This is a genomic window from Mesorhizobium sp. M1334 (assembly GCF_040317995.1).
In the GTDB taxonomy this organism is placed as follows: Bacteria; Pseudomonadota; Alphaproteobacteria; order Rhizobiales; family Rhizobiaceae; genus Mesorhizobium.
Genome location: NZ_JAMYLM010000027.1, coordinates 30,263 through 47,157, shown reverse-complemented (window position 1 = coordinate 47,157; position 16,895 = coordinate 30,263). Strand labels below are relative to the sequence as shown.

Below are 16,895 nucleotides of genomic sequence, written 5' to 3'. Positions count from 1 at the left end.
TCGACCAAGCACCTTGCCCCGACTAACAAACTTAGCAGCCGCGCATGCCGCCGCATCATTAGGGAAGAAGAAACTCGCCTATGACCGCTGCCCAACTGCACATCACTGCCGGCCTGGCGCCCATAACCGTATACAGCCCCTATGACGGGTCGCTTGTGGGTACGGTCAACGCTACGGGTGCAAGCGAAATCGGCGAGCTTTTGACGCGCGCCAGACGCGGAGCCAAGCTTTCGCGCAACCTGCCAAGGCATCGGCGCGCGAGCATCCTTGAAGACGCGGCAAAGATTGTCGAGCGCCGTCGCGACGCCTTCGCCGATACCATCGTCCGGGAAGCTGGAAAGACCATTGTTCAGGCGCGCAAAGAGGTCCTTCGTTGTGCCAATACGCTGAAGCTCTCAGCTGAGGAAGCAAAGCGCAATGCCGGCGAGATCGTGCCCTTCGATGCGTATGCTGGATCAGAGCAGCGGCAGGGTTGGTTCACGCGTGAACCGCTCGGGATCATCACCGCGATTACCCCCTACAATGATCCGCTGAACCTTGTGGCTCACAAGCTCGGTCCCGCAATCGCCGGCGGCAATACCGTTCTGCTGAAGCCATCGGAACTGACGCCGCTTTCGGCCATCAATCTCGTCGAAGCCCTTCGCGAAGCCGGTTTGCCGGAGGAGGTAATCACTGTCGCGGTGGGCGGTACCGATCTCGGCAAGGCCATGGTCGCCGCCCGCGAGATTCGCATGGTGTCGTTCACTGGGGGATTTGCAACCGGAGAGGCAATCAGTCGCTCGGCAGGGCTCAAAAAACTGGCGATGGAACTCGGCGGCAATGCACCCGTCATCGTCATGACTGATTGCGACTTCGACAAAGCGGTCGAAGGCTCGGTTTCCGGCGCGTTCTGGGCGGCTGGACAAAACTGCATCGGCGCCCAGCGCATTTTGGTGCAGGCTGCACTTTATGAGCGGTACCGCGATGCCTTTGTGGCGGCAGCGAAAAAGTTAAAAGCAGGCGATCCGTCACGCGAGGATACCGACGTTGGACCGCTGATCTCCAGAGAGGCAGCGGAACGCGCCGAGACGGCAGTGAATGAAGCCATTGACGCGGGTGCGAAATTGTTGTGCGGACACCGCCGCGACGGTTCCCTCTACCATCCCACTGTGCTGGAAGGCACGCCTCAGACCTGCCGGCTGTGGCACGAGGAAGTGTTCGCGCCCATCGCGATGCTTGCTCCGTTCGACACGCTTGATGAGGCCATCGAGATGGCCAACGTTCCGGAATACAGCTTGCATGCCGGCATATTCACCAACAATCTCACTGTCGCGCTTGAGGCGGCAAGGAAGATCGAGGCAGGCGGCATAATGATCAACGACTCGTCGGACTATCGCTTCGATGCCATGCCCTTCGGGGGCTTCAAATACGGCAGCATGGGCAGGGAAGGCGTTCGATTTGCCTATGAGGAGATGACTCAGCCAAAGGTGGTTTGCATCAATCGCGGTTAATCCCCAGGCCCCAACAAGCGACGGGTATCTGGAGAAACTCCATTTGTGACAAGCAATCTTCGACGCTTGGTTTTGAGGGCATGCCATTGCGAGTAAAACGCTCGGTATTCAACAAAGTGAGTTTAAGATGACGCACTACGTACTCACGGTCTCGTGCAGATCGACTCGCGGTATCGTAGCTGCGATTGCGACTTTCCTGGCGAGCCAGGGCTGCAACATTGTCGATAGTTCGCAGTTCGACGATCTCGACACAGGCAAGTTTTTCATGCGTGTCTCCTTCATCTCCGAGGAGGGTGTCGGCCAGGCCGACCTGGTGAAAGGCCTTAAGCCGATCGCCGCGAAGTTCGCGATGGATACTGAGATCCACGATCCCACCAAGCGCATGAAGGTGCTGCTGATGGTGTCCCGCTTCGGCCATTGCCTCAACGACCTGCTCTACCGCTGGAAGATCGGCGCCCTGCCGATCGACATCGTTGGCGTCGTTTCAAACCATTTCGAATACCAGAAGGTCGTGGTCAACCACGACATTCCCTTCCACCACGTCAAGGTGAGCAAGGAAAACAAGCCGCAGGCCGAGGCCCAGATCCTCGACATCGTCGAGCAGACCGGCACCGAACTGATCGTGCTTGCCCGCTATATGCAGGTCCTATCCGATGCCATGTGCAAGAAGATGTCGGGCCGCATCATCAACATCCACCACTCATTCCTGCCCTCGTTCAAGGGCGCCAACCCTTACAAGCAGGCCTACGAGCGAGGCGTCAAGTTGATCGGGGCAACGGCACACTACGTCACCGCCGATCTCGACGAAGGCCCGATCATCGAGCAGGACACGGTCCGCGTCACCCATGCACAGTCCGTAGAAGACTACGTCTCGATGGGCCGCGACGTCGAAAGCCAGGTGCTGGCACGCGCCATACATGCGCACATACACCACCGCACTTTCATCAACGGGGAACGAACCGTCGTCTTCCCGGCAAGCCCGGGAAGCTACGCTTCTGAGCGCATGGGCTGAGCGATGACGCATACCGTCGACGGCAAACAGGTTGCGGCAACCGTTATTGAAGCGGTGAAGCAAGCGGCTTCTGATCTTGAGCGGATAAAGGGTGTGAAAGCAGGACTTGCGGTGGTCATTGTCGGTGACGATGCGGCCAGCCACGCCTATGTCGGCGCCAAGGGCCGTATGGCCAAGGAATGCGGCTTCAACTCCATCCAGCACACGTTGCCGGCGCAAACAACGCAGGGCGAGCTCGCTGGCCTCATGGCCTCTCTGAACGACGATGCATCCATCCACGGCATCCTCGTGCAACTGCCGCTGCCGAAGCATCTTGATGCGGATGCGATTATCCAGTCAATCCGCCCGGAGAAGGATGTCGATGGCCTGCATGTCGTCAATGCCGGCAAACTTGCAATCGGTGACTTGACGACCGGCCTGATTTCTTGCACGCCGGCCGGAGCCATGCTGCTGGTACGCTCCATCCATGGCGAGGACCTGTCGGGCTTGATGGCGGTCGTTATCGGCCGCTCCAATTTGTTCGGCAAGCCGATGGCGCAATTGCTGCTTAATGCCAATGCCACGGTTATGGCGGCGCATTCGCGCACGAAGGATCTGGCGTCCGTGGCGCGTGGCGCCGATATTCTGGTGGCTGCGGTGGGACGGCCGGAGATGGTGAAGGCGGACGGGGTCAAGCCGGGTGCGACCGTGATTGATGTCGGCATCAACCGGATCAACGTCTTAAAAACTTCGATCCAGATCTCGCCCAGAACCGAGGGATCCCCGACGAACCGACACTGACCACGCCGGCGAGCGTGGGCGGCAGAGATGGAGAACCAAGGTCGACAGGCATCTTGTCGCGCTTTTGTTAACCGACGGAAGACTTCCATCTCCACCCAAAAAGCAACGCGCAAAACCGCCTCTAAGTCGGATAACTGATGTTGGAACTTCTTTCAGTAAAAATAGACAATTATTAATATTGAAAAGTATGAATGCAGCTTGCTCCAAGTCTTATTGAAAATCATCGAGGGACAAACCTACTCGACGTCTCGGTTCGACAGGTCGCGGCTATTTAACACCACCCCAATGTCTGATTAAATTGGACGTTAAGCCACTGGCTTTCTGAAACGCCGGGGGTCGGCGCCCCAAGTCAGACCATATCGGCCTTCGCGCGGCTTGCCCTCCCGCACTCACTTGTACGGCATGCAATAGACCCCCGCGATTCCATCAGCACCGCGCCAAACTTGGGCAGGAAGGATCAAGTTTCAAGCTGCCGGTCCTCGTTGGACCGGCAGTCTTAGCAGGCGCGGATGCGCGCTGCTCTTGAACTCGCGCACCACCGCTTGCATCATCAGCTCCACCACCACGGAGTGGGACATGAACATACTCCGGTGCATTCGGTCCACATTGCGCACGATCATTAGGGCAGCCGAACTCAATCATAGTCGACGAACGGATAGGAGGTGGCGGTCGGTGCGTGCCGGTATGGTAGCGTCGTGAGGTCGGCTGGCCCCCAGTCCGGTGTGTCGACAATGACAATCTCTTCAGCTAGGGGCTCATAAACCGCCCGGAAGTGCGTCTTCGATCGGAGCACGATGACGGAAAAGTCCTGCGGGCGCATGCCAAACTGCAAGAATGGGTCCTCATCGACCGCCGTGGTCGGCGCCGTAGTGACACTGACAATAATGCCTTCAACGTCAAGCACCGCCGTCAGGCCAAGGTCAACCTTTAGACCGTGAGACATCGGCCCGGATACAGAAAAGCTCTTTTCGCCCGCATACAGCACCTTTGCCTCAACCGAGACCGGTCCGCCCGATCTTGCTGACGAGTGGCCACCAAGCTTCAGCTTGATCGTTGTTCCCACGCCGGCTCGGCATGCAGCCGCCGCGCTGTCGGGGTCCCAGAGAAACGGAACAGCTGCGTTCTTGGCACCCTGCCGGATCAATTCTTGCAAGACGTAGGTAGAATCTATCATTCTGTCGGCGTGCTCGAGCAGGACAATTGGCCCGTTTGACGATTGAGCCCGTTGAAGCGCATAGGACACACCCTCTGTCAAACCCCTTACCAATCCAGGCACATGGAGTTCACGACGGGCCTCATGTATCGACCTGCTTAGGTCGTTTGCCACCCGTTCGGCAAGGTTGCGGTCTCGGTCCGCGACGACGACCACGGAGAAACCGCAGTTCGGTACGTCTGCATATGAGAAGCCCGCAAATACCGAAACATCCAGCACTCCGGGAGTCGTTTGTGGAAGTTCGATAGAGCGGGCGACGAAACTCGAAAGCGGTTGTAAAGTTGTCGCGCTGAAGATACTCGGAACCATAACACCCGGCCGGGCGATTGCCGTGACAGGGCTGATCTCTCCCCGCAAGGTCTTGACGAGGCATTCCGCAGCTCGCCGCCCGGTGTCTGCCATATCGGTATGCGGCGAATAGTGAAAGCCAAAAGTGGCTGTTGCGCCCGAGATGGTGGAGGCATCGAGGTTGCCGTGATAGTCGAGGGCCAGCATCACGGGAACATCGGGGCCGACCTCGGCTCGAACGAGAAGCAGAAGATCGCGGTCGGGGTCGGGCCGCGTCGGAGTCGTGCATGCCCCATGCAGGTAGAGAAGAACGCCGTCCAGAGCCCCACGACGTTCTTTTAGTCCATCAATGATGACTCGGCAGTAGTAGTCGAACGCTTGATCGGAAACAGGTGCCGTTGCATTGGCTTCGGCGTGAACGATGGGCACCATCTCGATGCCCTCGCGCTCACAGACGTCAATGAAGCCGCCCGGGACGGTGTTCATTCCGCGGTGACCTCGTAATATCTCGTTTCCACTCCACTCTAAATGTTTGAAGTCCTCTACAGTCAAAAGGCTAGGTAGGAAACTGACCGATTCAGCTCCGAACCCAGCAATAGCTACTTTCATTTGATTCAATCCTTTCTGCATTTTTCATTGCCAATACATGACGCAAACTGGTTTCAGAGGGGCCGCCTTTGGAATTCGCCGGCGACAGCGCGGTCGATAGGTGTCTCGTAAGTCCTCAAGATGAAGCCTAATGTTGAGTAGAATCCGACTGTTGCTATCAGGTCGAATACAGCCTGTTGACCTATCGCTTCGGCAACGGCACCTTCTATCTCCGGAGGGAGGTATCCCCTGTCAAACAGCGCGTCGACTGCAGATGCGATAAGGCCGTCTTCCCCGTCTGGCGAATTTCGCATTGCTTGAATTCGCGCGTCTGCAATGCCGAGCGCACGGGCGCGGCTCACATGATGGACCCATTCATAGTCCGAGCCCATACGATGGGCAGACCTCAGAATGACAAGTTCTGATCGGACGTCGCCCAGAACGCTGTCCTTGACGATATGTTGGCGTAGCGGAGCCCATGCTTTCAGCAAAGCCGGGTGGCGCGCCATCGTTCGGTAGACGTTAAGTGCTCCGGCAAAGCCGGCCTTCATATCAGCGATTTCTGCGGGCCAGTCTTCGTCGGCTAAGGGCGGACAGGGAGATGTCGCTTTAGAGGAGAGATTCATGACGAATAGCCTCCTGCAACGGCACTATCTATTGCGGCGGCGAGCCGCTCCACGATCATATCGATCTGCTCGGATTGAATGATGTAGGGAGGTGCCAGCAGCACGTGATCGCCATGCACACCGTCGATGGTGCCTCCCATCGGATAGCACATCAGGCCACGCTGCATCGCCTCCTTCTTGATCTTGGAGTGGATCTTGTAAGCTGGATCGAACGGCTGCTTGGTGTCTTTATCCGCCACAATTTCCACGCCGCGGAATAGACCGCGACCGCGAATGTCCCCGACATAGGGAGATTGACCGAGAGCCGCGTTGAGGCCGGCATCAAGTCGTTCACCCATTCTGCTGATGTTGGCTATGGTCTCCGGACGCTTAAGGATTTCGACAACCTTGCTGGCGGCGGCTGCAGCAATGGGGTGACCAATATACGTATGTCCGTGCTGGAACAGTCCCGAACCTTCTTTGAAGGCACGATAAATCTCTTTTGACAGAAGCACCGCGCCGATCGGCTGGAAACCACCACCCAATCCTTTCGCGATAGTGACGAGATCCGGAACGATTCCTTCCTGCTCCAACGCGAATATCGTTCCAGTGCGACCCATTCCGCACATGACTTCATCAAGGATCAGCAAGATGCCGTGGTTGTCGCAGATCTGGCGGACGCGCTTGAAGTAATCCGCCACCGGCCCTACGGCTCCAAGTGTCGCACCGACCACCGGTTCAGCCACGAACGCCATGACCTTCTCGGCTCCCAACTCGACAATTTTGGCCTCAAGTTCGGTGGCGAGGCGCTCGGCGTAGGCCTCAGCTGTTTCGCCCGGCTGCATATCGCGGTAGGCATAGCAGGGCGAAACATGATATGTTTCCGGTAAGATCGGCTTGAATTGCGCCCGGCGCCATGCGTTTCCACCGGTTGCCAGAGCCCCGATCGTATTGCCGTGATAGCTCTGCCGGCGTGCAATGATGTGGCGTCGCTCAGCCTGGCCAATCTCTACGAAATACTGGCGCGCCATCTTGAGAGCAGCCTCCATAGCTTCTGAGCCGCCAGAGACTAGGTACACATAATCAAGACCGCTTGGCGCCAGATCAATAAGCTGCTCAGCAAGCTGTTCAGCAACGTCCGTCGTAAAGAAAGATGTATGGGCGTAACTGATACGCCCCATCTGCACCTTCATCGCTTCAAGAACTTCTGGATGATTGTGGCCCAAGCAGCTAACTGCTGCCCCACCAGAGCCGTCTATGTAACTGCGCCCTCGGTCATCCGTAATGTAAATCCCCTCTCCTGCTACGGCAGTTGGTAAAGAAGCACCGATTGTTCGATGTAGAATTTTGCTCATCTCAGTCTCGCAGTCCGGTCGTTAATTGGGGGCTTGTCGCAAACATTTCCGCGGCCGCGATTATCCGCTGAGTGACCTATTTTCGTGCTTTATCCCAATCGAAGAGGCGTCGCCCGATACAGGCAGCCATTTGCCGCGGATATTGACGTAGGTTTCGTCGACACGAACCAAGCCGTAATGTGGCTGGCGAGACTGACGTAGACGCTTTTCGATCATTGGTGCGTAATCCAATACCCACCGGTTGATCGTGCTGTGATCGACCTCAAGCCGCGTTCCGGAACGCTTCCTCAAGATTCCGATGCTCCGTTCATCTTCCGCGATGTGCACGTCTTCTTCGAACCGGTTTCGTTGACGTCTTCTTTCCCTGCAGGAACTAAATTCGAGGTTGGAACTCTGGCTTGTTGGATTGCTGATCGCTGCTCAGCTACTACACATTGGAATGCGAAAAGGTGCCGTCGCGGGTTGAGCTTGGCCATCTGTGGCCGGGGCACGCACGTGGCAAGCCACAACCCGCCCGTCTGCCATTGGCACCAGAGGTGGCACTTCAATGTGACAACGCTCGACGGCGAGTGGGCAGCGCGGGTGGAACGCGCACCCAGTCGGCGGATTGATGGGGCTTGGCACCTCGCCCTCAACGGGCGCCTCCAGCCGAACCCGCGTCGGATCCGGAACCGGAGCTGCGGCGATTAGCGCCTCGGTGTAGGGATGGACCGGTTTCGCGAAGAGCGCCTCGCTCGGGGCGAGCTCCACGATCCGCCCCAGGTACATGACGGCAACGCGATGCGCGATATGCTCGACGACGCCAAGATCATGCGAGATGAAGACGAAGGCGATGCCCATCTGCTGCTGGAGATCCAGAAGCAGATTCAGAATCTGCGCCTGCACGGAGACGTCAAGGGCGGACACCGCTTCGTCGGCGATGATGAGAGAGGGGTTGAGCGACAGGGCGCGCGCAATGCCGAGCCGCTGGCGCTGACCGCCTGACAATTCGGATGGCAGCCTATGCATCATCTCGGGCGACATTCCGACTTTTCGGAGAAGGTCCGCGGCGAGTGCCTGTCGCTGCATGCGGCTGAGACGTTCAAAATTCTCCACGGGTTCGGTGATGATCTGTCCGGCCGTGAGACGCGGGTTCAGCGACGAGTAAGGATCCTGAAAGACCATCTGCATCCGACGGCGCCACGCGTGAAGCGCGTCCTTCTTGAGGCTCGCAATATCGGTCCCGTCGATCAGCACGCGCCCGCTAGTCGGCTGCACGAGCCGCATCAGGAGCCGCGCGACGGTGGACTTGCCGCAGCCGGATTCGCCGACGATGCAGAGTGTCTCACCTGCCTCGACGGTGAAGGATACATCCTCCACCGCCCGGATCACCGGAATGCTTTTCTTGAAGATTCCCGAGCCAAGCGGATAGTGCTTGGTCAGATGCTCGACTTTCAGCAGAGGACCGTTCATGCGCCCATCACCTCTTCAGCGCGCCAGCAAGCCGCGGCGTGGCTCGACCCTACATCACGGAGGATAGGCGTCTTGTCGCGGCAAATATCTATCGCGAACGGGCAGCGAGGCGCGAAGCTGCACCCGACAATGGGCTCGCGCAGACTTGGCACGATGCCGGGGATTTCCGGAAGGCGGCGCTGGCGACCGCGCCGCGGATCCGGCACCGATCGCATGAGGCCCTGAGTGTAGGGGTGCGCGGGATGCGCAAACAGATCTATAATGTTCGCCTGTTCGACAATTCGGCCAGCATACATCACGATCACGCGTTGGCATGTCTCGGCCACAACGCCCAGATCATGCGTGATGAACAGCACGGCCGTTCCCGTGCGCTCTTTCAGATCGACGATCAGCCGCAGGATCTGGGCCTGGATGGTGACGTCGAGCGCGGTGGTCGGCTCGTCGGCGATCAGAAGCTCGGGCGAGCAGGCCAGCGCCATCGCGATCATCGCACGCTGGCGCATGCCGCCCGACAGCTCGTGAGGGTAGTTGCTGACGCGCCGCCCGGGGTCGGCGATGCGGACGAGGCGCAGCATCTCTTCGGCCCTGGCCAGTGCAGCCGAGCGGGAGGCGCCCGTGTGGATCTCCACCGCCTCGGCGATCTGCCGTCCGACCGTGTGAACCGGGCTCAGACTCGTCATGGGATCCTGGAAGATCATGGCGATCTCGTTGCCGCGGATCCTTCGCATCTCCCGATCGGACAGATCCAGCAGGTTGCGTCCGTGAAAGCGGACCGTGCCACCGACGATCTCGGCGGTCAGTTTCGGTAGCAGGCGCAGGATCGAGAGCGCGGTGACGCTCTTGCCGCATCCGGATTCGCCGACCACGCCGAGCGTCTCACCCTTCTTCACCTCGAAGCTGATGCCGCCCAGGGCGCGGGTAACGCTCTCCTCGCCAAAAAAATGTGTCTCGAGATCCCGGACATCGAGGAGCATGTCATTCTCGATGGCTCTATCCTCCATGAAGTTCTGCATCAGCATATCAGCGCCTCCGCTTCGCGCGGGGGTCGAAGAGGTCACGCAGGCCATCGCCCAGGAGATTGACCGCAAGGACTGTGACCGCAAGGCAGATCCCGGGGGCGAAGACCGTCAAGGGCGCGATGGCGAGATAGAGGCGCGAGCCTGAAATCATGTTGCCCCAGCTCGGGATCTCCGGCGGCACGCCCACGCCGAGGAAGCTCAGCCCCGCCTCGGTCAGGATTGCGCTGGCGCAGACAGTGGCGCTCTGCACCATCAGCGGCGGAATGGTGCTCGGCAGGATATGCCGCCACAGCACCTTGGGCAGGCGCGCACCGCCGCAGATCGCGGCCTCCACATAGGGCCGTTCGCGAACACCCAGGACCACCGAGCGAACCAGCCGCGCGACGGCGGGCGTCTCGGGGATGGCGATGGCGACGATGAGGATGCCGATGCCGGGCCCCGTCAGGGAGATGAGCGCGATGGCCAGCAGGAAGGTCGGGATCGACATCAACGCGTCCATGATCCGCATGATGACATTGTCGAATGCGCGGACATAGCCGGCGACAATACCGATCAGGAGCCCGGCACAGGCCGCCAACAGCGCCGAGATCAGCCCGACCAGGAGCGAGATGCGCGCCCCGAAAATGGTTCGGGCAAACACGTCCCGGCCCAGATTGTCGGTCCCGAACCAGTGTTGATCGGAGGGCGGCTGCAGGCGGATGAAGGGATCCATGTTCTGTGGATCGCCGGCGTAAAACGGCGCGGTGAGCGCCAGAAGGATCAGGAGCAAGAGGAGGCTACCGCCGATCACGACCAGCGGGTGCCGCCTTGCAAGGCGGGGAAGATCGGATCGCTGCAGCCGACCGATCGGCACGGCGTCAACAGGCGCGGACAGAAGCGTCATATCAGTACCGGATGCGGGGATCGATCAGCGTGTAGGCGAGATCGACCGTGAGATTGATGAGGACGTAGAGGCCCGACACCAGGATGAGCACGCTCTGGATGATCGGGTAGTCGCGGTTGTTGATCGCATCGACCACGAGACGCCCGATGCCGGGTAGGTTGAACACCGTTTCCGTGATCACGACCCCGCCAATGAGCCAGGCGAAGCTCAGGCCGATCACGGTCAGGATCGGGACCCCGGCATTCTTCAGCGCGTGATGGAAAAGCATCGCATAGGACGAGGCGCCCTTGGCGGCGGCCGTCCGCATGTAGTCCTCCGAGAGGACCTCGAGCATGCTTGACCGCGTGATCCGGGCGATGAAAGCAATATAGCCGAGACCCAAAGCCACGGTGGGCATGATCAGGTGCCCGAACCAGGGGCCGAGGCCAGCAGCAATCGGCACATATCCCTGAACCGGGAGCCAGTGCAATCTGATCGCGAGAAAGTAGATGAGAAAGAAGCCGATGACAAAGACCGGCACGGAATAGGCAAATGCTGAGAAGGCGGTGAGGATGCGGTCGATGAGACCCCCGCTCCGCCAGGCGGCGAGGATCCCGAAGCAGACCCCGACCGTCACCGAAAGGATCATCGTTAGGATCGACAGGGAAAGGGTCGGCTCAAGTCGCTGCGAAATCAGTTCGAGAACCGGGCGTCCGGCAAAGATCGAGGTGCCGAAATCGCCGCCGAGCATGTCGCGCACCCAACGTATGAACTGAACCGGCATAGGATCGTTCAGCCCCAGTTGCTCGCGGATGCCGGCAATCATTTCCTCCGTCGCCGACCGGCCGGCAATCATCGCCGCCGGGTCGCCAGGCGCCATCCGGAGTAGAAGGAAGACGAAGACCCCGACCATCGCCATGACAGCGATGGCCGAAACAAGCCGCCGGAAGATGTAACCAGCCATTACTCAAGCCTTTTCCATGTTCCACATCGGAACCAGCCCGTCAGCGCCTATCATGCCGGTGAGCGTCTTCCGGCGCGCAGAGGGCGAGACGGCTTGACCTAGGAAAGTCGCTCCGACAAAGTCCCACCAAAGATGTTGCATCTTGCGCGCCAGAGCCTTGCGCTCATCCATCGTTTCAACTTCGGCCCATTTGGCGCGTAGCGCCTCGTATTCATCGTTCTTTGGCCAGCCGTACCAAGCATTTTCGCCATTCGCGCTGAGGAGCGCGCACCCAATTGGATCGGAGAGGGCGCCATTGGGCCAGCTCGATATGTGAATGTTCCAGCCACCCCCTTCAACAGGACCCTTGTTCGCTCGGCGCGCGACAATGCCGGCCCAGTCGCTCGGTGCCAACTCTGCATTGACGCCGATTTTCTTCAGCTCTGACGCCAGTAGCTGGGCGGAAACGTCGCCCTGTGCCCAGTCAGTAGAGTCAAGAATGACGACCTTCTCGCCAGCGTATCGGGCCTCCGTGAAGAGCCGCTTGGCTTTGTCCGGGTCGCCGCCTTTCTTGTACCATCCCGTGTTTTCGTCATTTGAGTATGGCGAGCCATTGCCGAACATCGACGTCATGGCGTGGCGGTATCTTGGGTCGGGAGCAATCACACTCAGGAATGCCTCCTGATCAACCAAGTGCAAAAGCGCTTGACGCGCCTTGACGTTGTCGAACGGCGGCTGGAGGAAGTTTACTCGTGCGAACATGCATTGCCCCCCCGTGATCACAAGCTGGAGCTGAAGGTTGGGATCGCCCTCGATTGTCGAATAGAAGTCGGGGGGGCAAGTAGCCAGGAAATCAATCTCTCCCGCCTGCAGCGCGGCGATAGCCGTCTGTTGATCGGAAATATTTTCCCAGATGACTTGATCGACTTTTACGATCTTACCCCCAGCTAATCCATCGGGTGCCTCGTTGCGGGGCACGTATCGTTCATTGCGATCGTACGTAAAGCTCGCGCCAGGTTTAGCGAGAGCTTGATTAAACTTGAACGGCCCCGATCCGATATTGGCAGTTACTTGCTCCGTTGGGGGAAGATTCGCGTCCTTCTCTCGCATTACAGCTAGAAGCTGTGATGGTGAGGCCAGCGCGTCAATCAGAAGCTCAAATCGGTCCGTCAGCTCGATCGTGAAGGTTCTGTCATCCTTCTTCGAAACGTCCTTGGTCCTTTCCATGAGCAGTTTTCCGCCCGAGGAAGCCGCGCCCCACCGTCGAATCGAAGCCACACAGTCTGCTGCGGTGACTGGAGTGCCGTCGTGAAAGCCCAAGCCGTCCCGAAGCGCGAATGTATAGGTCATCCTGTCCTCGGATACACCCCAGTTTTCGATCATTTGCGGGCGCGCCACCCGCTGGGAGTCGAATGCAAAGAGCATATCATAGATAGCCAGGGCATGGTTTCCAGTGTTGGCGCTTGTCGAATTGTGAGGGTCGAAGCCCGAGGGGAGTTGGTCCAGCGCGACGCGGACCACGCGCGTGTCTGCTGAAGCCGCCTGAGCGCGCAGGATAGACGGAGTCGACAAAACGGCTCCGGCGGATACGCCCAGCTTGATGAGATCGCGTCGAGAAATTTCCATGTGTTCCTCCCTGTTTGAGTAGTCTCGTTTCGTATTTTATCGTGGGGACCGCTCCCAGGCGCAAAGCCTTTGGAGCGGATCAGCTCGCTTATTTCACGATTGTGCTCTCCACCAGCTTCTTAAACTCTGGAAGAGTAGCGTTCCCCGTCCGTTCCGACTGAGTCAAGTAGAGGCCAATCACGTCATTTGCCTTATCAACCCAAGATAAAGTGCCTTGGAATCCGCCATGCCCAAAAACACAATCGCCGAATGTCTGCCACTGCAGACCGTATTCTTTCGACACTACTCCTGGACTCGTGGCGAGTTCGACAGAATCCTCGGACAGCAAGCGGCGATCGCCAAAGCGCCCACTGTGCAGCATACTGGACAGGAACTTGGCATAATCGATAGCCGACGCGAAAAGGCCGCCGGAGGCGCGGAAGAACGGGACTTCCTCCGGTTGCGTGTTATCCCAGGACTTTGTCCAGGGGCCGCTCTCCCCGTTCTCCCTGCGGTAGCTTGCGGCCACACGTCCTGCACGTGGATCGCCCGGCTGCAGCTTGAAGTCTAAAAACGAGTCGCCCATCCCGAGCGGCTTCAAAACTCGGGTCGTGATGAAGTCTTCGACAGGCATTCCGGAGATCTCGGCGACAACTGCCCCAAGAGTGCTCGAGCCCGGATCACTATATTCATATCGCGTGCCGGGCGGATGTTCGGGCCCTTTCCGACCGACCTCGTCAACCGCCTCCCGCAGTGAAGCGTACCGCGTGGTCCCGATATCCTCAACGATCGAGCCGGTGATTCCGGAGGTGTGAGTAAGAAGCTGGTAGATTGTAATGTCGCGCGAACGCTCATTATCAAAGGCCGGGAGATACTTCGACACCCTGTCCTCGAGCGTCAACCGCCCCTCTTCCTTCAACATCAGGATGGCCGTGCCGAGGAGCGGCTTCGTCATTGACCGCATCATGAAGATCGTGTCGGTTTTCATGGGAATCTGGCGCTCTCGGTCACTCCAGCCGACCGTCTCGTGCAACACGATTTGATTCCGGCAGATCACCAGCATCGCCGCCCCAACGATGCGGTCCTCGTCCACCCACGCATGAACAGTCTCGACGGCGTGCCTAAGGAGTGGCAGCGACATGCCAACGCTTTCGGGCGACGCGGGCGAGAAAGGTTCATTCGGTTCGTACAGGATGGTTTCAAATCTCATTACGTTCTCCACAATTGTCGAAGCAGCGGTGCATCCGCGGTCACCATTCTCCGGCGCGCCAATTGATGCACATCTAGAAAAATGAGTCAACTGTTTCATGCCGGTCCCCCTAATGCACCGAACTACGTGGTGGGGTTGCTTTGCGCCTTGAGCGCAACGAGCTCGGCCAATTACGAATGGGTCGGGGCGAGGACCCCAAGACGGCAGCTGGTCGTGGAGCACGGTGGCCCGACCGGCGGAGCCGACGACGGCCGGATCATCGTTGTTAGCCGGTGGAATTTTCTAAAGCGTGTCGAGATTTAAGGGGTTTCAGGCCTGAACGAATCCGCTGACGGTCGACCAGTACTACTTCGACGCCGGCAACGGCTTCTCGGCAGTGGTCTCGCTCGAGGAACGCTCTGGCACGGCTGGCATCGCTGTGCGTCCCTTGCCATCTATTTTCTTTGCCGTAGGAGAGGTCGAACGAACGAGCGGGCTTTTTTAGTCCAGGTTCTCGATTTCAAGTGGGTGCTGAAATCCGCAAGATGAGCATCAAACCGGAGTAGGGACTCACGCGAGGCCTCCGCACCCTGCCCGGCGATCAGCGCGCCCAGTACTTCAGCGACCGCGAACGCCGGTGTCATCGTGTGGAAAAACGACGGACTTTTCGTCTGGACAAGAACGACATCGTCGGCCACTCGGGCCAGCGGGGCAACCTCGCTGTCGGTGATCGCAACGATCGGAATGCCATGCCGATGCGCATACTCGGCGATCTCGACCGTGACGCGCGTGTAGGGAAAGACGCTTGTTGCGAAGAGCACGTCGTTGCGGGAGGCACGGGCCAATGCGTCCGAACCGGTGCCGCCGACCGCATCGAGCATAACCGACTTTTCCCTGATCATCGAAAGAATGTAGTGCAGATGCCAAGCAGTTGCGTGGCTCGACCTCAATCCCACGCAATAGACGCACTTGGCGGCTGCAAGGCGTCTTGCTGTTGATACTATCGCGTCAAGTTGAGACTCGGCAAGATGGACAATCTCGGCCGCTTGAGCCCGGAGAATTTCGCGCGCAAGGCCATGATCGCCTTTACGTTTTTGAGCGATCGCTTGTACATCGGCTTTTCCGGCGAATCCGACGTCGCCGCTGCGAACGGCCTCAGCATAGATTTCGCGAAGCTCGTCGTAACCTGTGAGGCCAAGATGCTTAGCCAGTCGCGTCATGGTAGCCGGCTGGACCCCGGCCAGACGCGCCTGGTCCCGCATTGACAACAGCGCGACGTCATGTGGTTGGTCGATAATATAGCGCGCCGCCAATTGAAACTGCTCCGACATTGTGTCGAAGCGGGCGATCAATCGCTCCGAAAGAGGTCCGTCGGCCATGACTCCTACCTAGCGCAGCGATATAGTTTGCGCAACATATGTTTCATTTTAGGTCAATTGGCTTTCCCACGGACCGCTCCCGCATCGTGACACTCCAGGGCCGTCCGCGCCAAATCGGCTGGCCCCAGTGGCAACGAAGCATGGGCCAGCTTGATGAGCCGGCCGCTGTTGGCAACGCAAATGGCGAGCTAGGACGCGGCTCCCCACGTGTCTCAACATGATCCATGCAGCTCACTCGCGTAATGGTGAAACATATGTTGCAAATCAAATCGCCTCTGTTATGTTGCCCGCAACCATGACCACCCCCGCCCATCGGGTTACTAGGAAGGACATGATGTTTGAAACGGTTGCCTACGAAATCCAGGACAGTATCGCCGAAATTCGTCTCAATCGTCCGCACCGCCTGAACGCAGTGGTGCAGAAATTATACGACGAAGTCCTGGCAGCTCTCGATCAGGCTGAAAGAGACAAAGACGTTCGCGTGATTGTCTTGACTGGAGAAGGGCGGGCGTTTTGTGTGGGCGCCGACTTGAAGGAGCACAAGGCTGGTCGCACGTCCTTCGATAGGCGAGAATATCTGATGAGCGAACAAAGGGTGTGTAGACGTCTGGTCTCACATCCGAAGCCGGTCATTGCCGCCGTGAACGGATATGCCCTCGGCGCCGGTGCCGAGATGGCTCTCGCTTGCGATTTTATGGTCATGGCCGCATCGGCGCGGATCGGATTTCCCGAAATTGGCCTTGGCGCGTTCCTCGGGGGTGGGGCTACGAATATCCTTCCACGACTTGTCGGCCTCGCAAAAGCGCGTGAGCTGATCTTCTTCGGCCGGCAGATCGACGGAGCGGAAGCGGTCCAGATTGGGCTGGCCTCACGCTGTATCCCCGACGAGGATTTCGTTGAAGGCATCCGCACTTTGGCGAGCGAACTGTCAAAGAAGGCGCCATTCGCGATGCAGCTTGCCAAAGAGCAGTTGGCGTCAGCTGCTCACGGGACGTTCGACTCAGCTCTTACTGCTGAGCTTGAGGGCATGATGTTTTGTTCGACGACGCGCGATTGGCAGGAGGGCGTCGACGCCTTCGCGGAAAAGCGTTCGCCGATCTTTCGGGGGGAATAAC

General features: G+C 58.8%; 14 protein-coding genes and 1 pseudogene. 4 read left to right on the top strand and 11 right to left on the bottom strand.

What is annotated here, in order from left to right; all coding sequences use genetic code 11:
- The first annotated feature begins 80 nt into the window (after positions 1 to 80).
- The 3 genes from NKH17_RS28910 to NKH17_RS28900 all read left to right on the top strand — a co-directional run bounded on the left by NKH17_RS28910 (position 81) and on the right by NKH17_RS28900 (position 3,282).
- A complete protein-coding gene (locus tag NKH17_RS28910) occupies positions 81 to 1,490 on the top strand; it encodes an aldehyde dehydrogenase family protein (protein WP_352973064.1) in 1,410 nt (469 codons plus the stop codon).
- Positions 1,491 to 1,617: 127 nt separating this feature from the next.
- The gene (gene purU / locus NKH17_RS28905; protein WP_352973062.1) at positions 1,618 to 2,502 is read left to right on the top strand and encodes a formyltetrahydrofolate deformylase; all 885 of its coding nucleotides are present in this window, start codon (positions 1,618 to 1,620) and stop codon (positions 2,500 to 2,502) included.
- A 3-nt stretch (positions 2,503 to 2,505) separates the two neighbouring features.
- On the top strand, positions 2,506 to 3,282 hold the full coding sequence (locus NKH17_RS28900) for a tetrahydrofolate dehydrogenase/cyclohydrolase catalytic domain-containing protein (protein ID WP_352973060.1): 777 nt from the start codon (positions 2,506 to 2,508) through the stop codon (positions 3,280 to 3,282).
- Between the two features lie 634 nt (positions 3,283 to 3,916).
- Here NKH17_RS28900 and NKH17_RS28895 read toward each other — a convergent pair.
- The 11 genes and pseudogenes from NKH17_RS28895 to NKH17_RS28845 form a co-directional block, all read right to left on the bottom strand.
- A complete protein-coding gene (locus tag NKH17_RS28895) occupies positions 3,917 to 5,392 on the bottom strand; it encodes a M81 family metallopeptidase (protein WP_352973058.1) in 1,476 nt (491 codons plus the stop codon).
- A gap of 53 nt (positions 5,393 to 5,445) precedes the next feature.
- Positions 5,446 to 5,997, bottom strand: a complete 552-nt coding sequence (locus NKH17_RS28890) for a carboxymuconolactone decarboxylase family protein (RefSeq protein WP_352973056.1) — start codon at positions 5,995 to 5,997, stop codon at positions 5,446 to 5,448.
- Positions 5,994 to 7,331 carry an aspartate aminotransferase family protein gene (locus NKH17_RS28885; protein ID WP_352973054.1) on the bottom strand — a complete coding sequence of 446 codons (1,338 nt, stop codon included), beginning with the start codon at positions 7,329 to 7,331 and terminating at the stop codon, positions 5,994 to 5,996. The genes NKH17_RS28890 and NKH17_RS28885 overlap by 4 nt, the downstream gene beginning before the upstream one ends.
- A gap of 126 nt (positions 7,332 to 7,457) precedes the next feature.
- Positions 7,458 to 7,598: pseudogene (locus NKH17_RS28880) on the bottom strand (IS6 family transposase); the annotation flags it as partial.
- Positions 7,599 to 7,751: 153 nt separating this feature from the next.
- A complete protein-coding gene (locus tag NKH17_RS28875; protein ID WP_352973052.1) occupies positions 7,752 to 8,783 on the bottom strand; it encodes an ABC transporter ATP-binding protein in 1,032 nt (343 codons plus the stop codon).
- Positions 8,780 to 9,802, bottom strand: coding sequence for an ABC transporter ATP-binding protein (locus NKH17_RS28870; RefSeq protein ID WP_352973050.1), 1,023 nt, complete (start codon positions 9,800 to 9,802; stop codon positions 8,780 to 8,782). The genes NKH17_RS28875 and NKH17_RS28870 overlap by 4 nt, the downstream gene beginning before the upstream one ends.
- Before the next feature lies 1 nt (position 9,803).
- The gene (locus tag NKH17_RS28865) at positions 9,804 to 10,685 is read right to left on the bottom strand and encodes an ABC transporter permease (protein WP_352973048.1); all 882 of its coding nucleotides are present in this window, start codon (positions 10,683 to 10,685) and stop codon (positions 9,804 to 9,806) included.
- A 1-nt stretch (position 10,686) separates the two neighbouring features.
- Entirely contained in the window at positions 10,687 to 11,628 is a 942-nt protein-coding gene (locus tag NKH17_RS28860; RefSeq protein ID WP_352973046.1) for an ABC transporter permease, read from the bottom strand.
- Between the two features lie 3 nt (positions 11,629 to 11,631).
- Complete coding sequence (locus NKH17_RS28855; RefSeq protein ID WP_352973044.1) at positions 11,632 to 13,233, bottom strand: ABC transporter substrate-binding protein; 1,602 nt, start codon at positions 13,231 to 13,233, stop codon at positions 11,632 to 11,634.
- 88 nt (positions 13,234 to 13,321) lie between these two features.
- On the bottom strand, positions 13,322 to 14,422 hold the full coding sequence (locus NKH17_RS28850) for a serine hydrolase domain-containing protein (RefSeq protein WP_352973042.1): 1,101 nt from the start codon (positions 14,420 to 14,422) through the stop codon (positions 13,322 to 13,324).
- 434 nt (positions 14,423 to 14,856) lie between these two features.
- The gene (locus NKH17_RS28845; protein ID WP_352973040.1) at positions 14,857 to 15,780 is read right to left on the bottom strand and encodes a MurR/RpiR family transcriptional regulator; all 924 of its coding nucleotides are present in this window, start codon (positions 15,778 to 15,780) and stop codon (positions 14,857 to 14,859) included.
- 331 nt (positions 15,781 to 16,111) lie between these two features.
- Between NKH17_RS28845 and NKH17_RS28840 the strand changes: the two genes are divergently transcribed.
- Positions 16,112 to 16,894 carry an enoyl-CoA hydratase/isomerase family protein gene (locus NKH17_RS28840; protein WP_352973038.1) on the top strand — a complete coding sequence of 261 codons (783 nt, stop codon included), beginning with the start codon at positions 16,112 to 16,114 and terminating at the stop codon, positions 16,892 to 16,894.
- Position 16,895 lies beyond the last annotated feature (1 nt).

Bases quoted from the DNA above. Each gene is read 5' to 3' on its own strand.
- NKH17_RS28845 (WP_352973040.1), bottom strand. From the start codon at position 15,780: ATGGCCGACGGACCTCTTTCGGAGCGATTGATCGCCCGCTTCGACACA.
- NKH17_RS28890 (WP_352973056.1), bottom strand. From the start codon at position 5,997: ATGAATCTCTCCTCTAAAGCGACATCTCCCTGTCCGCCCTTAGCCGAC.
- NKH17_RS28895 (WP_352973058.1), bottom strand. From the start codon at position 5,392: ATGAAAGTAGCTATTGCTGGGTTCGGAGCTGAATCGGTCAGTTTCCTA.
- NKH17_RS28910 (WP_352973064.1), top strand. From the start codon at position 81: ATGACCGCTGCCCAACTGCACATCACTGCCGGCCTGGCGCCCATAACC.
- NKH17_RS28850 (WP_352973042.1), bottom strand. From the start codon at position 14,422: ATGAGATTTGAAACCATCCTGTACGAACCGAATGAACCTTTCTCGCCC.
- NKH17_RS28865 (WP_352973048.1), bottom strand. From the start codon at position 10,685: ATGACGCTTCTGTCCGCGCCTGTTGACGCCGTGCCGATCGGTCGGCTG.
- NKH17_RS28855 (WP_352973044.1), bottom strand. From the start codon at position 13,233: ATGGAAATTTCTCGACGCGATCTCATCAAGCTGGGCGTATCCGCCGGA.
- purU (WP_352973062.1), top strand. From the start codon at position 1,618: ATGACGCACTACGTACTCACGGTCTCGTGCAGATCGACTCGCGGTATC.
- NKH17_RS28875 (WP_352973052.1), bottom strand. From the start codon at position 8,783: ATGAACGGTCCTCTGCTGAAAGTCGAGCATCTGACCAAGCACTATCCG.
- NKH17_RS28870 (WP_352973050.1), bottom strand. From the start codon at position 9,802: ATGCTGATGCAGAACTTCATGGAGGATAGAGCCATCGAGAATGACATG.
- NKH17_RS28840 (WP_352973038.1), top strand. From the start codon at position 16,112: ATGATGTTTGAAACGGTTGCCTACGAAATCCAGGACAGTATCGCCGAA.
- NKH17_RS28885 (WP_352973054.1), bottom strand. From the start codon at position 7,331: ATGAGCAAAATTCTACATCGAACAATCGGTGCTTCTTTACCAACTGCC.
- NKH17_RS28900 (WP_352973060.1), top strand. From the start codon at position 2,506: ATGACGCATACCGTCGACGGCAAACAGGTTGCGGCAACCGTTATTGAA.
- NKH17_RS28860 (WP_352973046.1), bottom strand. From the start codon at position 11,628: ATGGCTGGTTACATCTTCCGGCGGCTTGTTTCGGCCATCGCTGTCATG.